This is a genomic window from Angelakisella massiliensis (assembly GCF_900104675.1).
GTDB classification, from domain to species: domain Bacteria; phylum Bacillota; class Clostridia; order Oscillospirales; family Ruminococcaceae; genus Angelakisella; species Angelakisella massiliensis.
The window spans coordinates 1755034-1779047 of record NZ_LT629945.1; the positions used below are offsets into that span (position 1 = coordinate 1755034).

The window sequence follows — 24014 nt, forward strand, 5'->3', positions numbered from 1 at the left end:
TTGATGTTTTCGATTTGTGTTTACCGGCAGAAGAGCATACACCAGTAGGTGATACCATCAGAGCCCTGCCAGCAGGCGATTCCCGCGCTGTGGTACCGCTCCGCGAGGATCATATCCCGGTGCCCCGGGGAATCCAGCCAGGACGACACTGCAATTTCTGGTGTAGACGCCCGGCGGTTGATGATTTCGCCGTAGCAGTAGGTTCGGGAGATCCGGCTCCCATCCGGTCTGGTGTGGCTGTACAGCTCCTCCAGTTCAGGGACTCGTATCTTCGCCAGTTCCATTGCCTCCTCATTGACCGTTACCTCATGCAGGCCGTTCTCTGCCCTGGCCTCGTTGATGAGGTCAAAGGCTTCCAGCGCGAGCGCATCCGCATCTGCCTGCTCCGGTTCTGCTGCCGGCGGCACCTCCTGGGGGATCAGCTTTTCTTCATTGATCTGTTCTGGATTTGGCTGCGGCTGTGTTTTGTCCTCCCCGGCGCTGTACAGCTTCCGGTAGTCGTTAAACGCCTCCGCCAACCAGAACTCCCATTGGGTCCCATCAGCAGGCTCTCCTTGGGACAAGTCCTTTACTGAATCAGCAGGGATACTGCCCAGCACCTCTCCATTTTCTCCGTAAAAATACCATACTGCGATGGGCCAATCCTTTCCGGCTGCAAAAACCGCGGGGGTATCCCAGTCCTGGATGTCGACAGGCAATCCTTTCATCCCGGCGGATGCAGCATAAGCGGTGACAGTACTGGCTGCAGCCATAATGGCGGCAAGGGTGGCGATCAGGCTCTTTTTCATTGTAGAAAACCTCCTTTCGCCACCAAGGATACCAGCAATGACATACGAAAGCTATCACCAAAGTCAACAAGGAAATAGGTTCAGGATTCTACAGCCTGTACCATCAGGCGCATATCCGGTTTCCCAGTGATGCAGGTGATCATGGTGATCCGGTTGAGGCCATCCTCATACCGCATCAGGTAACTCCAGTCATCCTGCTGGATCTCCTTCTTTTCCGTTACCTGATACTCACGCTCCCCCTGCGCTGTCTTATAGGTGAGGCTGTCCCCCAGCTCCAGCAGGTGCAGGTCACCGAAATAGGCCGTTGCCCCTGCAGGCGCCACATTGTGGCTGCTGAGGCCAATGTTTCCGTCCCAGGCGGAGGTGATGGCAAAATGGGCAATTCCCTTGGTCATACTCTCCATCTCGCCGCCATGCTGAGCCGTTTCATAGACCGGTGCTGTGAGATTGATTTTGGGAATCACCAGGGTTCCAATGGTCCCATCCTCCAGTGTGATTTCTTCCGGAAGGGTGAAGGTCTCAGTAGAAAGGGGGACGGCTTCTTCCCACACAGTTTCCGGCTGATCGGTCCGGATCAGTTGGTTGCTGTCGCTAACGCTTCCATCCATTTCCGCTGCCGATGAGCCGATGACCACAACCCCGTCTTCCGAGGTATAGGCCCGGTTCTTATCCAGATCGAAGGTCACCTGGCTTTCAGCAGGCGGGTCCGCAATGGTGTGTTTGGAAGCCTCGTATGCCTGATTTGCCTGCCATGCTGCCGCTCCAATCAGCAGGGCCGCCAGGGGCAGGCCGAGCAGGAACCACTTGCCGGACTGGTTCCAAAGATTCTTCATCCATTCTTTCATCGCTCATCCTCCTCCAATCCGCGATCCATTTCATCGAGCAGATCCGGCAGATCCATTGGCGGACGCCCGCTGTAGGGGTCGTTCTGCCTGCGGGCCTTCTCGCGTTCCTTCATGGACTCCTTTCCTCGCTGAATCAGCCAGATCATTCCATACACAGCGCCGGCTGTCGCGCCGATCCCCAGGAGAAGGACCAGGACACCCCGCCAGTTGATCGGACTGCCGCTGACAGAAAACAGGCCGGCAGAGGGAACTTCCTCATAGACGATGCTCACCATCTTGCTGCCCTGCGTAGTGCGGGTCGCCTCCCCGGTATAGTCCGCGCTCACAAGGTATCCGTCCGCTTTGCTGCCCCAGGCGGTCCCAGTATAGACCGCTGTGGCCCGAAAAAGGGAGGGAACCTCGCTGTTGTCAGCGGCGCTGGCCATAGGGGTCCACTGGACATCTGCCAGGGACAGTGTCACACCATTTTTCTCCGCTGTCTTGGGAATATAGTAGGGGTCGTTCCGGTCAAGTCCGGTATATTCCCGGGTGTCCTTCAGGGTATAGGCATAGCTCTGGGTTCCATCGGCTTTGGAGCGGATCGAATCCTGATCCAGGGTCAGCGTCCCGGTAAATCCATCCTCACTGTACTCCAGTGTGGGAGAGAGCAGGGAAAGCAGCTCCTCGCTCTCATCCGTTTCTGCCGATGTGGTTACTGTCTTGGACACCTCCTTTCGTTCCGTCTCACCGGGCAGTTCCCGGCAGAGGATATCGGAAACCTGATAGGAGATCCCCCGGCGGATCAGCCCTTCCTCGAGGAGCGTCTGGGGGTCTGTATCCTGCGGCACAAGGAAGGTTTTGACCAGCAGCTGGGTATCGCCGTCCTGCAGGGTCTGTACTTGGATGGGGTAGCAGCCCCCTGTCTGAAATCGGGTTTCCGTTTCATCTTTCTTCTCCTCTCTGGGTGTAATATCGGTAATAGTGATGCTGGTTTCTCCGTTTTCTCCGGTCCCCACCACGGTCTGAGACTCCTGGGCAAACGCGGTTGTCCCCATAGAAAGCATCAGGGTGCAGGCCAGCAGCGCGCCGATTTGTCTTTTCATATAAATCCTCCCTTCACATCGAAAGCTGGGGTTCCTGGGCCGATGGCCGCAGCTGCTCCAGCTTTTCCTTCGCCCAATCGGGCAGATATTCCTCTTTGAGAATACCGATCAGTTCGGTCCTGTCCCAGCTCGTGATCTCATCATCCCATAAGCAGACGCACCGCACCGCATCGTCTTTCCAATTCTCCAATGCCAGCCACAGCTGGTTTCCACGGCTCCAACAGCCACCGCGCAGGATATCAGGTGAAAGGACCAATACCTTTGCTTCACAATTTTGTGAAGCAAAGGAGTCTGTTTCGCATTGCTCCATACCAAACAGGCCGGATCTTTGAAGAACCTTTCGATATTCTGAAACAAAGCCATCCAATATTGCCGGATGGCTTTCCACCAGATAATCTGTTCTGCGGCCCTCTTTGGGAAGAGACATCTTTTTTGCCCATTCCTTGTTCTGCGGCGAAAAACGACCATCCCACTCCTTCTGCTGCAAGGTGTTGGAAAGCACCCAGGCAATCCGCAGAAATCCAAAGTCCCGAATCATCAGCTCGATGCAATCAAACCGCATATGCATTCCGTCGAAATTCATTCGGATTGCTTCCTCAATGGCATTTTTGCATCTGATATTTTCCTGCAGGCTCTCCCTCCACAGGCTGATCTGATTCCTCCGCCTTGCCTCAGCCAGCGATCCTCGGTAGAGATAAGGGTAATCCTTCACTGCTTTTCCTCCTCCCGGAGAGAATTCAAAAGCCGGGCAGCCAGTTCCATCTGGCTTTCCCGGCTCATAGCGGATGCGGCAGCGTGAACAAAAGCCTCCACGGCTTCCGGGGATTTATCCCCCATTTCGATGAGATGGACCTTCTTGATCTGAACCCCGTCTTTGACCGGGATCAGCTTGATGATATCCCCCCGCTGGATTTCCATTTCACTCTGGAGTTCCCTGGGCAGGTAGATCCGCCCATTCTTTCCCAACACCTTATAGACCGACTGGCTCAAAACTCATACCCTCCTTCCACAATCGCATCCCGAACCGAAGCCGGATGGATTCCGATGCTTTTCAGCAGTTCCTGAAGCCCCACCGGTACCCTGGAAAGAACAGCATCCTCCCGGGCTTCGTCCCAGGCATCCTCCAGCAGTTCTTCCTCAAATCCCTCCAGCGGTTCAATGACAATCCTTCCATCCTCCAGGTACATATCCAGCAGATCCGGATCGCAGGGCAGCCCCGCCTCCATCAGCATTTCTTCGGGCAGGTACAGGCCCTCCGATTCCAGGGGGATCTCCAGATCCTCGGAAAACCCCCACAGGGCTTCCCCGATTTTTTCACGCTTCGTTTGATCCAGGTTCCTGGAGGTAATCAGGATCACCTCCGGCGCCATCCCAATCAGGACATCGGGCTCCTGGTTCAGCCCCGCCGCCTCCAGAATTTCTTCCGGGATCTGCAAACAGCTCTCTTCATACTTCATTCTTCTCATCGCCTTTTCCTCCTTCGCAAATCAGGGTATATTCATACTCCGGTTGTTCTTTATCTGTCTGATCAAACAAGGTCATCTGCCGATCCTTGGGATGGTCCCTGGGATCGTAGTTGAGGATGATCAGCTCCCCGTACTCGTTCTTTTTCTCCGGGTGTTTGGACGCGTACCGGTTTGCCATGGTATTCTGCCGGGTCACAGAAAAAATCCAGAAGCCCTTGTAGAGCTCCCGGATAAAGGGGTGGTCATTATACGAAAGCACCGCGTAGCAGCCACACTCTCCAAACAGCTCCCGCAGCCGGTAGTGATCCCGCATCCCAAAGGCTACCTCATAGCATTCCGCCTGGTAGTAAGGCGGGTCAAAATACAGGAGCGTCCCCGGCGCGTCATATTTGGGAACAATGGCCTCATAGCTGAGATTTTCAATCACCACATTCTGCAGCCGCCGGGAGCAGGACCAGATCAGGTGCAGACCCCGGCGGATATCGATTGGCTTCCCTCCATAGGAAGTCCCGCTGCCGGCATAGCTGTACCGGATCACCTTGTAGAAAGCGGCAGCTTTCCGCACATCTCCCAGTTCCGTTTTCTCGGTCAGCAGCTCCAGAAGTTCCTCCCTCTCAGGCGGCTCGAAACATCGTTTACACAGCTCCATCTCCTCCTTCAGATAATCATCGGTAAATTCCTCCTCCCTGAGAAACTTCCGCAGTACTTCAAATTCCTGTCTGGAATTGAGCGGTAGAAAGCCGATCTCCCGGATCAGAGCCAGAGGACGGTTCCTGACACACCAGAACAGATTGACCAGATTGCTGTTGTAGTCGTTGTACACTTCCTCACAGCGATCCGGTTCCCGGCCAAAGGTAACTGCCGCGGCGCCGCCGAACACCTCCACCAGCCTGGTATATCCGTTGGGGAATAACCGGTAGAGAATCGGGCGCAGCGCGGTCTTGCCCCCTACCCAGGGGATAAACGGTTTCAGGATAGACGCTCCCTCCTCTCCGAGAAACAAAAAAAGGCCGCCCTCTCCGTTTCCGGAAAGGGCGGCCTTTTTCATCTTCTTTTTAGCTCATTGTCACACCGGGTTCTGCCCGGGGCGCCGTATGTTCAAAATGGAATTCCTGGCTGTTGCGGCGGATATAAGCTGTCCCTTCTGCATTCAGGACATATCCCTCCCGTTCCAGCAGATAAAGCCCATACTCCTCCAGATGGGCACAGGCCGGTGTGAGAACCGGATCGGCAGGCTGGTTCATCAGCTTTTCTATCCCTTTCAGCCCATACTCTTTCTCCTGGCCCGCGAGAACCATGTCATAGCAGTTCAGGTTCTGGGCGATGTCCAGCGCCATCGCAATGGTGTCGCACCGCTCCAGTTCCATGGCCGCAAAATATTTCTCAAGGAAGTGCGGCTGTCCCTGCCCCTGTTCATCCAGAACATATCCAAGGTCGTTTCCGTCTCGGATCAGCTGCTCCAGATCCTCATACTGCTCCGCCGACTCCTGAAGTTCCGGGATGATGCACCGGGCTTCCAGCAGGGTGCAATCCCGGGGACTGTCCACCGATAACGCTTGCAGGGCCATTTCCACCTCGCCAGGCATCCAGCCGTTCAGGGGAGAGTAATCCGGCAGACGAAGCCAGACTCCCTCCGGATTTGCGGGGGAGGCCAGCCTGAGACGCAGGCTCCAATCCCCTCTGGGAAGAGACTCCGGATTGGTTCCACGATACAGCCGCTCCGGTTCCTGCCGGGGATAGGACACATAACAGCCGCCGATAAAGAGGCCGGGATGGCAGGACTCATAGTTTTCTCCGATCTGCTCCAGGTCCATAAACAGCCAGGCTTCCGGGGGGATATCGGTGTAGTATTTCAGATAAAACCGTCCCAGGCTCTCATAGCTGCCCGCGGGACAGAGCACACCATATTCCTCCAGGGACAACAGGCAGTTGACCGCCTCTCGCGCGAGATCCTCCGGCTTTTGCCGCAGTACAGATGCCATCCGTTCGGCGCTGCCCTGGCTGGCCAATCCGGATAACCTGTCGGATCTCCAGATAGCTACTGCCAGCTGGTATTCCTCCCGGACCGAGAGAGCCCGCAGGCGTTCTTCCATCCATTCCCGCTCTTTGCTGTTCAGCGGAAGGCTCAGCAGCAATTCTTTTTCATCGTTCATCGGCACACCTCCATTCCCATCCCCTGATCCTCTTTCTGCCGGCTCGGAATCAGTTCTCCATCCTGCCGGTGGAGCAGGCCATAGGGTGTCAGCACCTCGTGGTCAGCGGCGATCAGTTCCTGCCCATATCCATCCAGGTCAAGATGACGAAGTAGACTTTTTAGATTGTCCCCGTCAAAAAATGCTTGAAGTTCTACCAGGGCAGCGTCTTTGGGGGAATCAATCGCGGGGGAAAATACCATCTCCTTTACAGAATCCACCAGTTCCAGAGCGTCCTGCAGATCCTCACAACCGGTGGCCAGCAGAAGGGCTTTGTACTTTGGGAGCTGCCCCTGCCGCTGAAGCTGATCGAGTTTCTCGGCAAAGGGCCGGATGGTGCCGAGATCCTCCTCGTCTTCGATCCACTCCCTTGCCCATGGGACAGCACAGTCCAGACAGGCATAGCCGCATTCTTCCCAGCTTGCCACGTCCAATTGTTCCAGCGTCTTGTCCAGATCTTCCTCCGAAGCAGGCAGACGGATCGTAACAGAGGGACCATCCTCTCGTCCATCGTTAAAATATCCACGGCTGACTTTCAGCAGGACGGTATAGTCGGGTTTCGGCGGTGGATCATCGGGGAGAGGGATCTGCTCCAGTTCGGTATTCTGTACCACATAGCCGCCCCTGGTAAAGACACCGCCCTCCGCCTGGCGCTGTTCCCGCCCGATCCGTTCAAAATCCAGCAGCTCAAACACCTTGTCCGGAAGATCTGCCAGCTCCTCCAGAAAATCATTCTCCGCATAGAATCTTCCCAGCTGGGAATCATTGCGGGCTTCTCCCAACACATGGCAGCAGTCCGCGTTGTGGGCAAGTTGGATCAGCGTATGGATGGGGATTTGCCCCTCATTTTTTTCCTGCTCCATCCTGAGCAGCCCTTCAAAGGCAATGCTCTGCCTATCGTCCAATCCAGACAGCTTCTCCGCCAAAGCGTTCAGATGATTCAGGGAACAGTCAGGGGAGAGTACGGATTCCAGGTACTCAAAGTCCAGGTACTCCTCCACCTGAAAGTACACATCCTTTGTGCTGTGGCAGCCCACCCGCTCCAGCGCATCCTGCATTTCGTATGGCGTGGCCGGCAGGGAGAGGGCGGCATAGCGATCCTCATCTCCCTGCACGTTTGCGAGATACAGCTCAAAGACTTTGTTCAAGTTCCACCCCTCCTGTCCGGGCTTCATCCTGTTGGTACCATGCAGGGTCTGCGCCGGGGACATCCCAGCCATGCATACTGCCGGTCACCATTGCTTCCACCTGCTCCGGTGTGATCCCACGCTTCTGGTTGCTGTAGTCAGCGATGCGCCGGTTCTGTTCCCGGTCTCCGGTGTCCCAACCGCTGGGATAGTAGCCGCTTTCTCCTTTCTTGATGCAGATCAGGGCGCCGGTACTGGGCAGCACCGACCAGCAAAGATCCGGAAGCCGGTCCAGGAAATCGGGGGAGAACCGCTCCTGTTCTGTCTGGATGGTCCAGTTTCCGGCATTCCACAGGCTGACATACAACTCGCCTTCATTGACCCGGATCTCCCGCTGCTCGAAACCTTCTCCCCATCCATCCGACGCCTGCCCGGAAATGTAGTCGGCCAGGATCTCTTTTTCCTCCGGGGAAAGGGTTCCATCCACCTGACAGCGGGCCACTCCCCAGAGCTGCCTGTTCCGGCTTTCCACGTCAAATACCACCGATTGGACCTTCCCGTTGACTCCATCCGTTTTATCATACCAGCGCATCAGACCCCGTTCTTTTTCCTCCGGCATCTGGTTTTCCCGGATTGCTTCCCGAATGCTGGCTTCATATTCCATCAGCTCCTGGCCGGTCAGATCACTGCCGTACTCCTCCAGATTGCCCCAGTCATCATAGCCATAGAAATTTCCCGTCAGGGGCATATAGAACTTCAGCTCCTGGAGTTCCGGGGGAAGAACAGTGAAATGGTCCACCCCAATGACCAGGGCCAGCGTCCTCCCATTGTCCCAATTTACATGGAACCGCCCCATATCATCGATCCATCGCAAAGTGCCCATGGTTCCAGGTTCTACAGGATGATACGGGTCATTCATTTCCTTCAGCCGGATACGGCTCCCTTCAGGGTACTGTTCCCGCAGGAAGTCCAGCCATTCTTTTGTGATTCTCTGCATCCTACATCCCTCCCATTGTCATACCCTGTACGGGATTCTCCTCTCCCAGTGCCTGATGAAGCATCTGGACCGCCTGCAGGATCACAGGATCATCCTTGAAACAGTCCATAGCCTGGTAGTCCCCAAAGAACCTCTGCTCATGATCTGCCAGATGGACAAGATCCACTGTAGCGATTTTGTCCTTGGCAACACCCAGCCGTTTTTCTTTTTCATCGGTATCCTGGTATACCCGGATGGCCTCCTCCAACGTCATATCCTGTTGGATTTGCTCCTTCGGGCTTCCACAGTTTGTTATCACATACCAGTTATAGGTATGGGGCAGCTCAGGGGCGGCAACAGATGTCAGAGGAATTGACAAACTATATCGTCGGCAAAAATCAATGAGCGTGAGTCCTTCTCCAATAAAATTGAGCTTATTTTTCACAGAGCGGTAATTTTTGCCTTTTAAAAAAGGGATTTGCTCTGGTGTAAGAATCGACCCAGCATGGTTTACGATAACCTTTGTTTCAAGGGCAACGGGTATACCAGGATCATTGCCTCCACCACGCAAATCGTAGACAAACCAGTTCTCGGGCACAGTATCTGGAGCTATGCGATAGTTCGTAAAGAGAACTGGCTTTCCAAATAATTCTATGTGCTCAAATTTTTCTTTCATGGCATTAACATACATCTTATATCTCCTATCTGGGGAGTTATAAAACAATATCCCCTGAAAACTCTGACAGGTGAGGAGCATATTTTCCGCATCCCCTGCGTTCATATTTCCATTATCCTGATATCCTCTTTTTGCTCAGCGTCATCTTCTGAGAAATCGTCTTCATCGACCAAGAGATCTATAAATTCTTCCAATTCAATGGGTGGTGTTGCAAATTTAACTGTATCTGCATCCAAATCTTCTTTCAGATTGCGCATTCCATATTCAGCCTCCCCAATGGGGAAATATAGCCAATTTCCTTGGTCGTAAACGAAACTGTACTCCACACCATCGGACAACCAATCATTTAATTCGTCCAGGGACATTATTACAGCACCACAATTGGTCATTCCTTCATCTCTTTGGTATGCAATTGTCACCCCCTTCTGCGGATGAGTAGAATTATGGGGATAATTGGGATCTGGGGCTATCCTTTTACCCAGAGAATGCAGATCCCCAAGCGCCAATAGCTGATCAAGTCGATCCGGTGTGTTATAGTACTTTACCAATATCTCTCCATTGTCGTCAGGATAACCGTTATAGTGGCAAAAAATGGTCAAGTACTGGTCTTCTCCTACTCGCTTTGCAATGTAGCTCCTCGTGCTCATAATATTTGTTCTCCTTTTAATTCAAATTAAATTGTTTGTAACCCACTGTTCCCAGCGCCTCGTCTTCCTCTGGTGTCAGGGCATAGAAAAGCCCCGCTTCCTCCGGGAAAGCGGGGCGGAGATGGAATCCTGGCTCACACTGCTGTTCACTTGTTTTGCGCCGGTTCACAGCCATAAATCTCGCTCCTCCTTTCACAGTTTATAGCAACAACTAATACCACATTTCCAGCAGAATAGCTACCAGAAATTTGAGCCTTTTTACATGGTGAGTTCTGGTTCTTGTTTCAGCTCCAAATCCAGAGCAATGTCCTCAAGATACTTTGGGTCCAGGACTACTTCTGATTCATTTCTTCCAGTTAACAGGGCAAAAATGTGCTCTTTCTTTATTTTCGCTTGATAAACCATCCCATCTTCTCCAAAGCGGTGAGCAAACCACGCAGCCGTGTCATAATCCAGTGTCCAGGATAAAGCACGAATATTTTTGGCATTGTAATCGGTCACGCCTCTGTACACTGTGACGGGGTCTGCAAGGGCATCCAACTGAGTCCGTTCCACCTCATTCATTAACTTGGTTCGATCTGCCTGTTTGAACATAGAAACCAGTTGTTCTTTGCTGACATTTGAGTCCCGGTTTGCATACTCCGACATCATCCAGGCATCCGCCAGGATGGAGGAGAAGTCTTCTTTAGACAGATATGGTTCCGAAAACCTGAGAAAAGCCAGAGCATAGGGTGAGTTAATCAGACTGTAGATTTGATATGATGTTTCGGCATTTTCAATTTGCTGCCGCACACTCTGCCTCCATATATTTAGGTCTTCCGGCTTTTCCAAAAGATTCAGAAGCTGAAAAGAGCCATCAGCGGAAATCGCTGCAATGCCAGTATTGGTGAAAGGGTGCTGCACGACCATTGGAGAATACTTTGTCTTCTCAATATCAGTGAAGAGCAGAGCAGAGGCTACCTGCTTGACCCCATTAAGATCGGTTTGCTTCTTCATTAAGCCTCCCTCACATTCCGCCCGTTGATTGCCCCTGTTCGGCCCCGTATTTCTCTGCAGGGTCATCCGTCATCAATTCCTCCAGTGTAAGCGTCCCCTTATAGGAGACATATCCACTTTCAACAAATTGACCGATTTCCTGAAACAGAAGGCTCTGCCCAAACCGTTCGTAATCGATATACCCCTCCAGCCCGGCATCATAGTGATAGTCACCGGATTCCTGAACCATGTACTTCCCATATTCCTGGGCGGAATGGATATGTGGAATAAAGTCGAACTGCTCTAGATTCCGGCACAGCTGGATTACTTCCTCTACGGCAGCAGGCTGGACCCAGGCAGTGACCGCTCCCAACTTTGCCCGGCCAGACTCGTCCAGCTTGTCCACCTCCTGGGCCAATCTGTTGAGTTTCTGAGGAAGTTCGTTTTCCAGATCCAGAGAACGGCTGACTTCACCGGGCAGATTGTTGTCCATTACAAGGAAGCTGATCTCGCTTCTTTTGGTAATTCCTGCTCTGGTTAAGGCACGTTCCAGGCGTTCCTCACTGCAGGGCAGATACAGCCAGGTGATATTGGCGCCCTTTTTGAGATCTTCATCTGATGCCAGCGCAAGTGTGAGGACGGAGTCCGCATAAAGGTACTGCGGGAAATATCTTCCGTCATAGACCGGCTCCAACCGCATTCCATTATCATAGAAAACTCCATAGGGAGTAGTGGTTCCCGGATGTTCGTTTATGAGGAGGAGGGCTGTTTCATACCCATCCAAACTCTCCATTTCCTCCCTTGTCGCTCCACCATTCAGAGTAAGGTAATGGATTCGCCCTACTTGTTCAAGATCCGAAAAATCCACAATCACTGTTGCCTGGTCACAGCAAAAAGTCAGGTTGATGAGATCAGTCACCTGCGTGAGGCTGTATCGTTCCGTTGCGGCCTGGAACTGTGCCTTTTCATATGGAGAAAACCCATTCAGGCGTTTTGCAAGATAATCCAACTCATCCAGATTGATTTCCTGACCTGTCAAGGCGTTCAAAACAGGCCAATCACCTTCAACACTTTCCACCATGCAGTCTGGGGAAAGTTCACTTCCTATATGGAGCGCTTCCAGCCTCCTTGTAATATCAGCGTACTGATCCTCTGGGATAGGGAAGGGAACCGTTACCACCCCATATTCCATATGATCCTTATTGGACAAAACTGTTTGAAACATCTTCGCTGCCCCCTGTCATTGATTCATTATGAGAGGTAAAAATTTTCCGTTTCTGCTGGCCCCGGCAGCACTGCCACCGGGAACTGATCAAAGTTCTGGTTATCGCCAAACACCTCCAGGATTTCCCGCTGCTTTTCCTCGGTAAGATCGTCCCAATAGATTTCAACCATTTAGCATGACTCCTTTTCTCGAAAGTTCTTCCAGTCCAGCTGTTCCATATCTGTCCGGGTACAGGTTCCATCCGCGCCGTAACAGGTAATCCCCACCTTTGGATAGGGGCATCCGACACATCGGGCTGGAAGCGGCACAGCCTCCCAGCCAGTCTTTTCCTTGCTGCTCTTTTGAGACTTTGTCATTTACATTCCTCCTGTTCCTCCCAAAACGCAAAAAGGGCGCCGGAACTCTTCACGAAATTCCGGCGCCCTTTTTGAACTCTGAAAATAAAAAACACCCATCTACCGGTATCAAACCCAGCGGACAGGTATCCTTTTCTCTCTATGCGTTTTTAGAAAATAAAAACAGCGCCCTTTTTGAAATATTGGAGAATCAAAAAGGGCGCCTTGCTTTTCAAGGAAGCGTATCGGTTCGAATCCTGTCAGTTCCTAAAAAAGCCATTTTCCGATCTTTAGTTTTTTTCTTGAAATTGAGGTTGAAAAAATCCCTAAAAAGGCCAATCGGATGCGCTTTTACACGCATCCGATCTAAACTGACCTTCATAGATGGTGCGCCCGACTGGATTCGAACCAGCGGCCTTTAGAGTCGGAGTCTAACGCTCTATCCAACTGAGCTACGAGCGCATATGAAATTTTTACCTTGCGTTTCAGAACGCTATATTATTATAGCGGCTTTCCCTCTGATTTGCAAGCTTTTTTTCAGATATTTTTATTTTCTTTCTTTTGGGGAGTGGGAGAACCTTCCTGAAAACCCCTGATCCCCAGGGGGGAGAATGCCTTGTTTTGTAAAATTCTCTGGGGCTTGGGGGGATCCGGTGAAAATGGATTGCCAATCATTCCCACATCAGATATAATAAGTACAAAATGACAAAAAACTGTCAATGTAAAGAAAAATTTCCGGCGAAGTTCTATTCCTCCGGCCTGCTTCTCAGCTTTGGCACCAGCGGTAAAAGAGGATGGATTTTCGCTGTTGTAAGGGGTTTTTTTATGCCCATGATCTATTTGGTGCGCCATGGCTATCCCGCCTGGCCCCAGGGAAAATATTGTTTCAGCCGCACGGATGCTCCGTTGAATGAGGTGGGGAAGGAGCAGGCCCAGGCGCTGCAAAACTGGTTTTTGGATAAACCCGCAGCATCGGTATGGACCAGCTGCGCCAAACGCTGCCGCCAGACCGCCGCTCTTGCCTTGTCCCAGTCGGCGTGGCCCCTGCCATTTCTGGAGGAGGTCTGTGTGGGCCAGTGGGAAGGCTTGTCCTTTGATGAAATTAAAGCCCGATATCCGGAGATCTACCAGGCCAGGGGAGAAGATCCCGCAGGAGTGGCCCCACCGGGAGGAGAAACCTTTCTGGAGGCAGGTGAACGGCTGCGGAGGGTGATGGATGAGCGGTGCGATGCACAGGGTGATACTGTTTTGGTATGTCACGGCGGTCTCATCCGGGGGCTGTTGTGTCTGCTGGGGGCGGTGCCCCGGGAAAAACTGCTGGACTGCTGTATTCCCTATGGCAGTATCACCATATTGCAAAAAGAACAGCAGGAAATCAAGGTTCTTGCTATAGGCCGCAAGCCCTGCCGTTATCCCGGTACTCTGGAAGAAAAGCAGCTGGTCGCCCAGTGCCGGACGCCGGAAAAGGTGCTGCGCCATTGTCAGGCTGTTGCCGCCTGTGCGGCCCGTCTGGCGGAAGGAAGAGGGGTGGATCTCACCTTTCTCATGTGCTGCGCCAGACTTCATGACCTTTGCCGGGAACAGGGTCGGCAGCATCCTCAGCAGGCAGCCCGTTTGCTGCGAAGCTGTGGATGGTGGGAGATGGCCGAAGTGGTGGAACAGCATCACGATCTGGGCGTATCTCCCTCAGTGGAAGCAGAGCTGCTTTGCCTTGCAGACCGCATGACCGAGGGGGAACAGATCGTGTCCCTGAAAGCCCGGTTCCAGGCTTCCCGCCAGAAATGTGATTCCAAGGAGGCGCTGGAGGCATGGCAGCGGCGCTGGCAGGAGACTTTGGAACTGGCGGAAAAATACGGACTGGACCCGGATGCGGTGTACGCTCCCTGAGAGGAGCAGGAAGAGCAAGGGGAACGGTGGAAGCGGCCAAAGGGACTCGTCCTTTTGGAATCCCATCGTTGAGGCTGTAGTGAGCGAGTGAGAGCGCAAAACTGCCTGCCGCTGTTTTGGCCTGTACTTTTGAGTTTTAAGGGGGACGAATGGGGTCTTGGTTTTATGCCTACTTGCTGGTATGCCGAAGGTGCCCGCTCGCTATTTGCCCGGGTAAAGCCGGACAAAGCCGCTCGCTGTTTTTCAGCGGGGGGAGTTTTGGGGCAATCAGTTTGTTTAGAGTGGCAGGACATAGGCACTATAAAAATTGCAGCGGAGAGAAGGGGAGAACGGGGGAGACGGCCAAGGGGACTCGTCCCTTTGGAATCCCATCGTTGAGGCTGTAGTGAGCGAGTGAGAGCGCAAAACTGCCTGCCGCTGTTTTGGCCTGTACTTTTGAGTTTTAAGGGGAGCGGACTGGGCATTGGTTTTGTGTCTGACCGCTGGTGTGTTAGAGTCGCCCGCTCGCTATTTGCCCGGGTAAAGCCGGACAAAGCCGCTCGCTGCTTTTCAGCGGGAGCTTAGATTTTTTATCATGAATAGTTTAAGGGACGGCAATACTTTGATGTACTGCCGTCCCTTTTGTTTATATCTGAAAACCCTGGTGTGTTTCACTGATTCCCGAAAGCCCGTTAACCGGGATTTTGTATTGTACCCGGTGGATCTCCCTGAAAAGAGCAATCATGAGGACAGACAGTGGTTTTTTACTGTCCCAGCAGGACTTCCCGCAGCTGTTCCACCGTGTCCACAATCACTTCCGCGTTCGCTTCTTCCAGCTCACCCGGCTGCCCATAGCCATAGGCTACGCCGATCTGATGGAGCCCCAGGCTTTTTCCTCCCAGGATATCAAATTTCCGGTCCCCGATCATGACAGTGTCCGCCTTGTCCTCCGGCCGGGTCAGCAGCTGCCGCACAGCCTCTGCAACCACTTCGTCCTTTTCCACCCGGGCGCCGGAAAGCTCACTGCCCACTACCACCTGAAAGCAGTCCGCGATCTGGAAATGCTCCAGGATCTGCCGGACAAAGACGGTGGGTTTGCTGGAGGCGATGGCCAGACGTGCCCCTCCATCCCGCAGTTCCCGCAGCAGCCGGTCCATGCCCGGATAAAGCTCATTTTCATACAGCCCCACAGTGGAGAATCTTTCACGGTACTTCTCTACCGCCGCCTGAGCCTGCCGGTCATCAAAGCTGTAGAACTCCATGAAACTGGCCTTTAAGGGGGGGCCGATGAAGGGCTCCAGCTTGTCCAGATCCGGTTCATGGATGCCGAAGCTGTCCAGAGCGTATTGAACGCAGGTGGTGATGCCCACCTTTGGATCGGTGATTGTGCCGTCCAGATCAAAAAGCAGATAACGATAACGCATAGTGGCTCCTTTCTGGCAGAAAACCTCCTGTAAAAAGCCGGATTCGGCTGGTGGAGGGAATTTTTATCACAGTGGCCGTACAGGGAAAAGCTCTTGTACAGCCGTCAGGCTATTTTACCACACAGAACGCGAAATGAAAAGAGAGGATAAAGTCTGGGGGAGAAAAGGGGGAATGGCAGGGACAAAAAGTTTTGCAAAAAGAAAAAGCCCTCCGCGCATACAACCGCCGGGAAGGCCATAGAAATGGAGGGAAGGGGCTTTGTCCATTTTTGATGGGGAAAGTCAAAGAGCTGCGGGAAATTGCGTTAAAGCCGGCTATACCGCTGCAATTTTTCTTCATCCAGAATGGTGACATAATGGTTGCCTGTGTCGATCACCTTTTCTTTTCGCAGCTGCGCGTACATTTTGGTAATCTGCGCCCGGGAGACATTGATGCAGGAGGCGATTTCCTGCTGGGTCAGCAGGATCTTATGATTTTGCTGATAGTCCGGCGTGTCAATGAACAGCAGGAAAAAGGAGGCCAGACGCACCATCAGATCGGCATGTCCCAGACTGCCCACCATAAAGGAGACCTGCCGCAATACCTCACCATAGTAGACCACCAGATCGAAGCCCAGCTGGGGATTGTCCAGGATTATCCGCCGAAGGATTTCCGGAGTGAAGGGGAGCACCCGCATTTCGGTCACACTGGCGATGCTGACGACGGATTTTTTCTCATCATCGATGCAGTCCATGCCAATGAGGGTATCCCGCATCATAAAGTCGATGATCTGTTCGTTGCCGTCGCTGGTGGTGATGTAGACCTTGGCCAAGCCGTCCAGAATGTAATACAGCCATCCGTGGGTGCAGCACTGGGTACAGAGGGTTTGCCCCTTGGGGATGGTCATGGGGGCAGGACATACCTCTTCAAACAGAGACCTGTATTTATGCAGGGAACCCTCCACAAAAAAGTGAATACCTCCCATGGAAATCTCACCTCAGACCTTACAATTTCATACTTAATTAATAGTTTATCACCCATCACGTTAAAAAACAAGAACAAGGCGCACAACTATTGTGAAAAAATGTCTATCCGTATACAAAAAAACAGCGGCATTCATCTCACGGTAGGCAGAGAAAAGGACAGGATCATTGCTAAAATAATAACACAATCATGTGCTCATGGAAAGGAGTAATGTTGGATGAGCAAGGAATTGACGCTGCACATCAATGGTCAAACTTATCAGTTTACCATTGGCCGGAGGCTGGGACAGATCCCGGAATCCGAAACGCTGCTGGAAACGCTGAGAGAACGTCTCGGCCTGACCGGTACCAAGCTGTCCTGCGGCGAGGGAGCCTGCGGCTGCTGCGCCGTGCTGATGGACGGCAAAGCGGTGGCCTCCTGCGTGACCCTGACCGCCGAATGTGAGGGCAAGGAGATCACCACCATCGAGGGCCTGAGCGATCCCGTTACCGGGAAGCTGGACCCCATCCAGGAGGCTTTCCTGGAGCACAACGCTTTCCAGTGTGGCTTCTGCACACCGGGCATCATCATCGCGGTAAAGTCCCTGCTCAATCAGAATCCCAATCCTTCCGAGGATGAGATCAAAGAGGCCCTCAGCGGTAACTTCTGCCGCTGCATCAGCCACTATCAGGTGATTGAAGCCGTCAAATCTATTGTCAAGGGAGGAAATGAGGCATGAGCGAGTTCCGGCATATCGGTAAAGTACGCCGCCGTCAGGATGGCCGCGCCATTGTAACGGGCACCGCCCTTTACTGCGACGACCTCCCCATCAAGAATTGCAGCTATGCCAAAGTGCTGCACAGCCCTTATCCCCATGCGGAGATTATTTCCATCGACACCACCGAGGCGGAGAAGCTGCCCGGCGTTCACTGTGTCATGACCTATAAAAACGCTCCCGCCTGGAAGACCGGCGTTCCCGCCCATCGTCCCGTCATGAGCCAGCATCTGCGCTTTGTGGGCGACCCGGTGGCCGCTGTAGCCGCTGTTTCCAGCCAGATCGCTGAGGAAGCGCTGGAACTGATCAAGGTGGAGTACAAGCAGCTGACCCCTGTTTACGATGTGGAAGACGCCATCAAGCCCGGCGCTCCCGAGGTCTACCGAGAGGAGGACCAGATCGAATCCAAAGGTTATCACTATGAGCGCAACTGCCTGCCTCCCGGCAGCTGGTTTGAGGGGAACGATCCACCCTTCTACAAAATCCAGGACGGCGATGTGGAGAAAGGCTTTGCGGAAAGCGACGTTGTGGTGGAAGGAAAAGTGGCCTACACCTGGACCTTCCCCGGCGCTCCTGAAAGCCCCTTCGTGGCCGCCGGATGGGATGACGACACCCATGTGAATGTCTGGGCTTCCTCTCAGGGCCCCAACATGGTCTGCCGTCCTCTGGCCTACACCATCGGCGCCCATATCAACGTCACCACCCCCAACGTGGGCGGCAGCTACGGCAACAAGGACGCTCTGGGCTATGTCACCATGCTCACCGTCGCTCTGGCCAAGCTGGCAGGCTGCACCGTCAAGTATGCCCTGACCAAGGAAGAGCACCTGCTGTTCTATGAGCGCCGTCTGGACAACAAGTTCATCGGCAAGATCGGTATCACCAAGGACGGCCAGATCAAGGCTCTCCAGGGCGACTGGCTGGTAGGCACCGGCGCGGGCTCTGAGCTGACCCAGGGCCAGGTGGCCGAGGGTCTGGGCGAATTACATATTGCCCTGAACAAGTGTCCCAACTGGGATATCGTCTCCAAAGTGGTAGTCTCCAACAAGATCCCCGTGGGTATCGCCCGTGGCTTCGGCGGCCAGGAACTGAAAGCCTGCGCTCTCCATCTGCTCACCCGTGCCCTGCGGCAGATCGATATGGACCCTGTCACCTTCTACAAAAAGAACTTCTGCCAGGCGGGAGATCAGTACTACTGGCGTACCGGCCATAAGTACAGCAACCCCGTCATCAACTACGACAAGTGCTTTGACGTGGCGGCTGAGAAGTTTGGATGGTTCGATAAGTGGAAGGGCTGGGGCGTTCCCACCCGTGTGGAAGGCAGCAAGGCCTACGGCGTAGGCTTCAGCCTCCACAGCAGCGGCGACCCTCAGAGTGACGAGACCTTCGCTTATGTCCGTCTGGAAAACGATCAGGTCATGGTCCACTGCGCCGTTTCCCAGTTTGGTAACGGTCAGCGTCTGGCTCTGGCCAAGATCGCGGCTGAGATCCTCAACGTTCCGCTGGAGAATGTCACCATCAACTCCTCCGACACCCGTACCGATCCCGCCGACTTCGGCGCGGCTGGTTCCCGTGAGACCATCACCGCCGGCGGTGCTGTAGGTTCCGCTGCCAAGGCCGCCAGAGAGAAGCTGCTGGAGGAAGCGGCTGTGAAGCTGGGCTGCAAGGCCGAGGATCTGGACACCAAGGACATGATGGTATTCCGCAAGGACGATCCTTCCGTCTGCCTGCCGTGGATCGCCATCTGCCCCATGTACTATTCCATCACCGGTCAGGGCATGGTGGAAGGCGACTTCAACCACAACAACTGCGTGATGAACTTTGTGGAAGTGGAAGTGGATCTGGAGACTGGTCTTGCCAAGATCGTAAACGCCCTGAGCGCCTCCGACGTAGGCCGGATCATCAATCCCTTCGAGCTGAAGATGCAGTTTGAGGGCGGCCTGGGCTCCGCCGGTATGGACACCGGACATCTGGAAGAGATGGTGCTGGACCCCGTCATCGGCCGTGTCATGACCCACAACATGATCGATTACAAGTGGCGGCCCTTCAATGAACTACCCAAGTTTGATACCGCTATCCTGGAATCTGTCTGGCCCACCGCCAACCCCTACGGCGCTATCGGTATCGGTGAGATCACCGGCGCTGCTGGTCCTGCCGCTGTGCTTATGGCTATTGAGAACGCCATCGGCGGCGCGGAGATCAACGAATATCCCGCCACACCGGACAAGATTCTGAATGCCCTTGGTAAGGCCAAAGGAGGTCTTGGAGAATGAAAAACTTTGAACATATCAATGCCGGCAGCTTCGCGGAAGCCACAAAAGAGCTGAAAAGCGCGGGATACGCCCAGCCCATCGCCGGCGGTACCGATCTGGTGGGTACCCTCAAGCAGGGCATCCTTCCCAAATTCCCCGATCTGGTGGTCAACCTGAAAACCATTCCTGACGGGGCCTACATCCGGGACGAAGGGGATCAGGTGTCCATCGGTGCCCTGACCACCCTGGCCTGTGTGGAATCCGACGCCGCTTTCGCCGGTGAGCTGAAAGCTGTAGCCGAGGCTGCCCACAGCGTCGCCACCCCCATCATCCGCAACTCCGCCACCATCGGCGGCAACCTGTGCCAGGATGTCCGCTGCTGGTACTACCGTTATCCCGATTCCGTGGGCGGACGTCTGATGTGCGCCCGCAAGGGCGGCGACCAGTGCTACGCCGTTCAGGGCCGCAACCAGTACCATTCCATCATGGGCGGCATGAAGACCGGCAAGAACTCCTGCTCCAGCCAGTGTCCCGCCGGAACCGATATCCCCGGCTATATGCAGAAGATCCGGGAAGATAACTGGGACGCCGCCGCTGAGATCATCATGCGGGTCAATCCCATGCCCATGCTCACCTCCCGTGTCTGCCCCCACGGCTGCCAGACCGTCTGCAACCAGTGCGAGCACGGCGATTCCGTCAGCATCCACTCTGTGGAGCGGGCCCTGGGCGACTACATCCTGGCCCACGCCGACAAGTTCTACAAGGCTCCCGCCACTGCCACCGGCAAGAAGGTTTCCATCGTCGGCGGCGGCCCTGCCGGTCTGACCGCGGCTTTCTATCTGCGCAAAGCGGGTCATGACGTGACCATCTATGAGAAGATGGAGGAAGCGGGCGGCGTCATGATGTACGGTATTCCCGAGTACCGTCTGCCCAAGCACTATGTCCGGGATCTGGTCAAGGCCCTCACCGGTATGGGTATCGTCATCAAGGCCAACACCGAGGTGGGCAAGGACATCACCCTGGAGGAGATCAAGAACGCCAGCGATACAGTGCTGCTGGATACCGGCGCCTGGAAGCAGCCCATCCTTGGCATCGACGGCGAGAATCTGACCCAGTTCGGTCTGAACTTCCTGGTGGAAGTAAAGAAGTTCATGTCCAAGCAGATCGGCAAGGAAGTGCTGGTCTGCGGCGGCGGCAACGTGGCCATGGACGTGGCCCTCACCGCTGTCCGCCTGGGCGCTCAGAAGGTGAAGCTGGTCTGCCTGGAGCAGCGGGAGGAGATGCCCGCCTCCGCTGAGGAGATCGCCAGAGCCGAAGAGGAAGGCGTAGAGATCTTCAATGGCTGGGGCCTCAAGCGGGTCCTGTCTGCCGATGGCGGAAAGATCACCGGCCTGGAGAGCATGAAGTGTGTCTCCGTCTTTGATGAAAACGGCCGTTTCAGCCCCAAGTATGGTGATGAGACCCGGGTCTTTGAATCCGACTGCATCATTCTGGCTACCGGCCAGAAGGTGGACACCGACTTCCTGGGTGACAAGTACAAAGAGCAGCTCAAGAGCCCCCGCGGCCTGATTGAAGTGGGCGAGGACAGAAATACCAGAGCCCCCGGCATCTACGCCGGCGGTGACGCGGCCTACGGTCCTTCTGTGGCCATCAAGGCCATCCGTGACGGTGGTATTGCCGCCAGAAGCATGAGCCGTTACATGGGCTTCCCCCTGGAGGCTCCTGTGGCCGAGCATGGATTCCTGAAATTTGACACCGAAAAGGTTCTTGTCACCAAGGGTGCGGTGGAGAAGGACACTCCTGTGGGCGAGCGCAGCCTGAGCAAGGAGGATTCCACCAGCCTGACGATGGAGGAGGCCAAGGCTGAGGCGGGCCGCTGCATGAACTGCGGCTGCTATTCCGTCAACGCTTCCGATATGGCCAACGTCATGGTAGCGCTGGATGCTGGAATCAAGACAACCGGACATCAGTTCAAGGCCTCTGAGTTCTTCAGCGTCATGCATTCCGTGGACCTGCTGGAGCCCGGTGAGCTGGTGACAGAGATCACCATTCCCAAACTGCCCGGCTACCGCACCGGATACCTGAAGATGCGTCTCCGTGAGTCCATCGACTTTGCCGTTACCGCTCTGGCTTATGCCTATAAAGAGGAAAACGGCGTGATCGTGGACGCCAAGCTGGCCGCCGGCGGTATCGCCCCTGTGCCGGTCCGTCTGACCGCTGCCGAAAATGTGCTCATCGGTCAGAAGAAGTCCCTGGATCTGGCGGAGAAGGCTTTTGCCGCCGCCATGAAGGATGCTAGCCCCATGAAGGAGAACGCCTACAAGCTGCAGGAGGTCAAAGCCCAGCTGATCCGTTCTCTGGAGCTGTAAAAGCTTGATTTTCCAGAAGCGACTGGAGGACTTCCGGAGCCTGCGCCAAAAGGTCTGGCTCCGGAGGTCCCTGCCCCTGAGTTTCCCATAGAGGAAAAGGAAGTGTTTGATGAAAGCTGCCCTTTCCCGGGGGAAACGGGGAAATGAAAAGTTTCCCCCAAAAATTCTTCTCTTCCTGATGATACAGCCTGTGCCCGGTCTGAAACGGAAAGGGCGCAGGCTGTTTCTGAAAGGAACGATTCTGTGACCAGGGAGAAGGAGAAAAAGGAACCCCCCGCTCCCTTTCACAAAGATGGTCCTTTCCTCTTTTGACGGCGGAAAGGATGGCTTTTTTGTCGGAGGATGACGATGATGTGCAAGCCCACAAAAGGAATTACGGAACTGGAAGATATTCTCCGGCTGGATGCCGGTGTGACGATAAATGAACTGCTCTGCTCCTCTCTGCTGGCCCGGGAGGCCAGAGCGGTGGCGGAGGGATTGGCTTTGGACCTGGAAGCAGGTGTTGTGACCGGGGACGAGACGGTGGAAAGTCTGCTGCAAAAGGATGTCCTTTGTTCCTGCTGCGGACAGGAAAAGGCCTGTTTGAAAGAGGGAGGGAGCCTTTGCCCCGCCGTACAGGGAGAAAACAGCCGCCATTCGGTGATGGGTGGTAAACGGGTGGGAAATATTTCCTGTATGTCCGCCTGCCCCATCGGAGTGGATATCCCCGGCATCATGCAGCTGATGCGGGAAGGCTCCCTGCTGGAGGCCCGCCGCACCCTGATGAAATATCTGCCCATGGCGCAAACCGTCTGCCTTGTCTGCGGCAGATGCGGGGCCAACTGTGTCCGGCGTGGGGAAGGAGCCGGAGTGGCAGCCCATCAGGTGATTCACTGGCTGGGGGAGACCATCAGCAGCCATCCGGAAATTTTCTTCATTCAGCCCTCGGGGGACAGCGGAAAGTGGATCGCCATGGAGCGGCCCACCATAGCGGGGCTGTCAGCCGCCTACTACCTGCGGCGGATGGGTAACCATGTGGTCTTTTTCGGCAGCGCCGCCCCGGAAGAACTTCTGGCCCCTTACGGTCATCCCGTGGCTGACGCCATGGCGAAGCCTTTGGGGCGGTATCTGGACAATCTGCGGTATATGGGGGTTCTTTTTGAGGACGTGGCCATGGAAGAAGCGGCCGGAAAGTATTCCTTCCATCAGACCCTTTGCCTGGAACTGCCGGGGGAGAAGAACCTGGACGGTCTGCTGCGGGAAATCGCCCTGGGGGTGGAGGAGGCCCGAAAGGTGAACCTTTCCTACGGCCTGAAATCCTTCCTGGAACCGGGAAGTGATTTCTGTACCTTTGACCGGTATGGGATCACTCTGCCGCCAGAGGACTGGACCAATACACCGGAGGACGGCGGCGAGGAGCGGGCATTAAAGGAGGCTTCCCGCTGTCTCAATTGCAGCTGTCAGGGAGTGAGCGCCAGCAGCGCCGCAGCCGCCCTGCTGATGCTGGAAACCGCCATTCAAACGGACAAGCGGACCATCCGGGCGCAGGATTATTTTGCTCAGATCCAGCCATGGAAGCAGTTCCAGCAAGGGGAGCGCCTGATCAGTCTGGAAGTGCCCATGAGTGGAGATTTTCTCAGCGGATGTCTGGGTCAGGGGGAGATCACCCTTTGCTATGCCTTCTTCCTGTCCGGGGGAAGGATTTTGGACCTGCGGCTGATCTTTGGGGGCGTGGCCCCTGTGCCGGTGCGTCTGGCAAAAGGAGAACGGCTGCTCAAACGCAAGGAGACTGCTGCTTTGGACCCTGCTGGGGAGGCGGCGGAGCTGATGAAGCTTCTGAAACCGGAAATCTCTCTGATGAGCCGGAATGACTGCAAGCTGGAAGTAATGGAACAGCTGCTGAAAAAGAGCCTTGAGCGGCTGACCGGCGGGGAAGAATAACAGCCGGAAACGGGCGGGGAAAACTGTCGGGCAGAAGAATGAAAGCCTGGGTTTATCCGGGATTTTTGCCCTTATGAAAACTGCTTTCTCTTTGCCCATCCCCTTAAAAGCATGAAATAAAAGGACCGGGATAC

At 54.5% G+C, this 24014-nt stretch carries 25 protein-coding genes and 1 tRNA gene; 5 read left to right on the forward strand and 21 right to left on the reverse strand.

The window, feature by feature from the left end:
- Positions 1–20: 20 nt before the first annotated feature.
- The 19 genes from BQ5383_RS13715 to BQ5383_RS21190 all read right to left on the reverse strand — a co-directional run bounded on the left by BQ5383_RS13715 (position 21) and on the right by BQ5383_RS21190 (position 13186).
- Positions 21–788, reverse strand: coding sequence for a CAP domain-containing protein (locus BQ5383_RS13715; protein ID WP_071432864.1), 768 nt, complete (start codon positions 786–788; stop codon positions 21–23).
- A gap of 80 nt (positions 789–868) precedes the next feature.
- A complete protein-coding gene (locus tag BQ5383_RS13720) occupies positions 869–1633 on the reverse strand; it encodes a class D sortase (protein ID WP_071432866.1) in 765 nt (254 codons plus the stop codon).
- Complete coding sequence (locus tag BQ5383_RS13725; RefSeq protein WP_071432868.1) at positions 1630–2715, reverse strand: hypothetical protein; 1086 nt, start codon at positions 2713–2715, stop codon at positions 1630–1632. Before BQ5383_RS13725 ends, BQ5383_RS13720 begins: the two co-directional genes overlap by 4 nt.
- Positions 2716–2728: 13 nt before the next feature.
- Positions 2729–3427 (reverse strand): DUF3849 domain-containing protein, encoded by a 699-nt coding sequence (locus tag BQ5383_RS13730; protein ID WP_071432870.1) that lies wholly within the window; start codon positions 3425–3427, stop codon positions 2729–2731.
- Positions 3424–3705: an AbrB/MazE/SpoVT family DNA-binding domain-containing protein gene (locus BQ5383_RS13735; RefSeq protein ID WP_071432872.1), complete on the reverse strand. Its 282-nt coding sequence runs from the start codon at positions 3703–3705 to the stop codon at positions 3424–3426. The genes BQ5383_RS13730 and BQ5383_RS13735 overlap by 4 nt, the downstream gene beginning before the upstream one ends.
- Positions 3702–4181 carry a hypothetical protein gene (locus tag BQ5383_RS13740; protein WP_071432875.1) on the reverse strand — a complete coding sequence of 160 codons (480 nt, stop codon included), beginning with the start codon at positions 4179–4181 and terminating at the stop codon, positions 3702–3704. Before BQ5383_RS13740 ends, BQ5383_RS13735 begins: the two co-directional genes overlap by 4 nt.
- Complete coding sequence (locus BQ5383_RS13745) at positions 4162–5184, reverse strand: DNA adenine methylase (protein WP_235821988.1); 1023 nt, start codon at positions 5182–5184, stop codon at positions 4162–4164. Before BQ5383_RS13745 ends, BQ5383_RS13740 begins: the two co-directional genes overlap by 20 nt.
- A gap of 52 nt (positions 5185–5236) precedes the next feature.
- Positions 5237–6334: a hypothetical protein gene (locus tag BQ5383_RS13750; RefSeq protein WP_071432877.1), complete on the reverse strand. Its 1098-nt coding sequence runs from the start codon at positions 6332–6334 to the stop codon at positions 5237–5239.
- The gene (locus tag BQ5383_RS13755; protein WP_071432879.1) at positions 6331–7521 is read right to left on the reverse strand and encodes an antirestriction protein ArdA; all 1191 of its coding nucleotides are present in this window, start codon (positions 7519–7521) and stop codon (positions 6331–6333) included. The genes BQ5383_RS13750 and BQ5383_RS13755 overlap by 4 nt, the downstream gene beginning before the upstream one ends.
- Positions 7505–8497, reverse strand: coding sequence for a DUF4314 domain-containing protein (locus BQ5383_RS13760; RefSeq protein ID WP_071432881.1), 993 nt, complete (start codon positions 8495–8497; stop codon positions 7505–7507). The genes BQ5383_RS13755 and BQ5383_RS13760 overlap by 17 nt, the downstream gene beginning before the upstream one ends.
- A 1-nt stretch (position 8498) precedes the next feature.
- Complete coding sequence (locus BQ5383_RS13765) at positions 8499–9257, reverse strand: LPD28 domain-containing protein (RefSeq protein WP_071432883.1); 759 nt, start codon at positions 9255–9257, stop codon at positions 8499–8501.
- Entirely contained in the window at positions 9254–9799 is a 546-nt protein-coding gene (locus BQ5383_RS13770; protein WP_071432885.1) for a hypothetical protein, read from the reverse strand. Before BQ5383_RS13770 ends, BQ5383_RS13765 begins: the two co-directional genes overlap by 4 nt.
- Positions 9800–9815: 16 nt before the next feature.
- Entirely contained in the window at positions 9816–9974 is a 159-nt protein-coding gene (locus BQ5383_RS21180; protein ID WP_172724633.1) for a hypothetical protein, read from the reverse strand.
- A gap of 83 nt (positions 9975–10057) precedes the next feature.
- On the reverse strand, positions 10058–10795 hold the full coding sequence (locus BQ5383_RS13775; protein ID WP_071432887.1) for a hypothetical protein: 738 nt from the start codon (positions 10793–10795) through the stop codon (positions 10058–10060).
- 10 nt (positions 10796–10805) lie between these two features.
- On the reverse strand, positions 10806–11999 hold the full coding sequence (locus tag BQ5383_RS13780; RefSeq protein WP_071432889.1) for an antirestriction protein ArdA: 1194 nt from the start codon (positions 11997–11999) through the stop codon (positions 10806–10808).
- A 26-nt stretch (positions 12000–12025) separates the two neighbouring features.
- Positions 12026–12169, reverse strand: coding sequence for a hypothetical protein (locus BQ5383_RS21185; protein WP_172724634.1), 144 nt, complete (start codon positions 12167–12169; stop codon positions 12026–12028).
- Complete coding sequence (locus BQ5383_RS13785; protein ID WP_071432891.1) at positions 12170–12355, reverse strand: hypothetical protein; 186 nt, start codon at positions 12353–12355, stop codon at positions 12170–12172.
- A 364-nt stretch (positions 12356–12719) separates the two neighbouring features.
- Positions 12720–12796: transfer RNA gene (locus BQ5383_RS13790), tRNA-Arg, on the reverse strand.
- A 75-nt stretch (positions 12797–12871) separates the two neighbouring features.
- Complete coding sequence (locus BQ5383_RS21190; protein WP_172724635.1) at positions 12872–13186, reverse strand: hypothetical protein; 315 nt, start codon at positions 13184–13186, stop codon at positions 12872–12874.
- Between BQ5383_RS21190 and BQ5383_RS13795 the strand changes: the two genes are divergently transcribed.
- The gene (locus tag BQ5383_RS13795; RefSeq protein ID WP_172724636.1) at positions 13160–14221 is read left to right on the forward strand and encodes a histidine phosphatase family protein; all 1062 of its coding nucleotides are present in this window, start codon (positions 13160–13162) and stop codon (positions 14219–14221) included. The two genes, BQ5383_RS21190 and BQ5383_RS13795, sit on opposite strands and share 27 nt — an antisense overlap.
- 743 nt (positions 14222–14964) lie before the next feature.
- Here the strand turns inward: BQ5383_RS13795 and BQ5383_RS13800 are convergent.
- Both BQ5383_RS13800 and BQ5383_RS13805 read right to left on the reverse strand, forming a co-directional pair.
- The gene (locus BQ5383_RS13800; RefSeq protein ID WP_071432895.1) at positions 14965–15624 is read right to left on the reverse strand and encodes an HAD hydrolase-like protein; all 660 of its coding nucleotides are present in this window, start codon (positions 15622–15624) and stop codon (positions 14965–14967) included.
- Positions 15625–15929: 305 nt separating this feature from the next.
- Positions 15930–16589, reverse strand: coding sequence for a Crp/Fnr family transcriptional regulator (locus tag BQ5383_RS13805; protein WP_071432896.1), 660 nt, complete (start codon positions 16587–16589; stop codon positions 15930–15932).
- A 216-nt stretch (positions 16590–16805) separates the two neighbouring features.
- On the opposite strand from BQ5383_RS13805, the gene BQ5383_RS13810 reads away from it, so the two are divergent.
- The 4 genes from BQ5383_RS13810 to BQ5383_RS13825 all read left to right on the forward strand — a co-directional run bounded on the left by BQ5383_RS13810 (position 16806) and on the right by BQ5383_RS13825 (position 23880).
- The gene (locus BQ5383_RS13810; RefSeq protein WP_071432897.1) at positions 16806–17306 is read left to right on the forward strand and encodes a (2Fe-2S)-binding protein; all 501 of its coding nucleotides are present in this window, start codon (positions 16806–16808) and stop codon (positions 17304–17306) included.
- Positions 17303–19612 carry a xanthine dehydrogenase family protein molybdopterin-binding subunit gene (locus tag BQ5383_RS13815; RefSeq protein WP_071432899.1) on the forward strand — a complete coding sequence of 770 codons (2310 nt, stop codon included), beginning with the start codon at positions 17303–17305 and terminating at the stop codon, positions 19610–19612. The genes BQ5383_RS13810 and BQ5383_RS13815 overlap by 4 nt, the downstream gene beginning before the upstream one ends.
- Positions 19609–21960 (forward strand): FAD-dependent oxidoreductase, encoded by a 2352-nt coding sequence (locus tag BQ5383_RS13820; RefSeq protein ID WP_071432901.1) that lies wholly within the window; start codon positions 19609–19611, stop codon positions 21958–21960. Before BQ5383_RS13815 ends, BQ5383_RS13820 begins: the two co-directional genes overlap by 4 nt.
- A 348-nt stretch (positions 21961–22308) precedes the next feature.
- Positions 22309–23880, forward strand: coding sequence for a hypothetical protein (locus BQ5383_RS13825; protein WP_172724637.1), 1572 nt, complete (start codon positions 22309–22311; stop codon positions 23878–23880).
- Positions 23881–24014 lie beyond the last annotated feature (134 nt).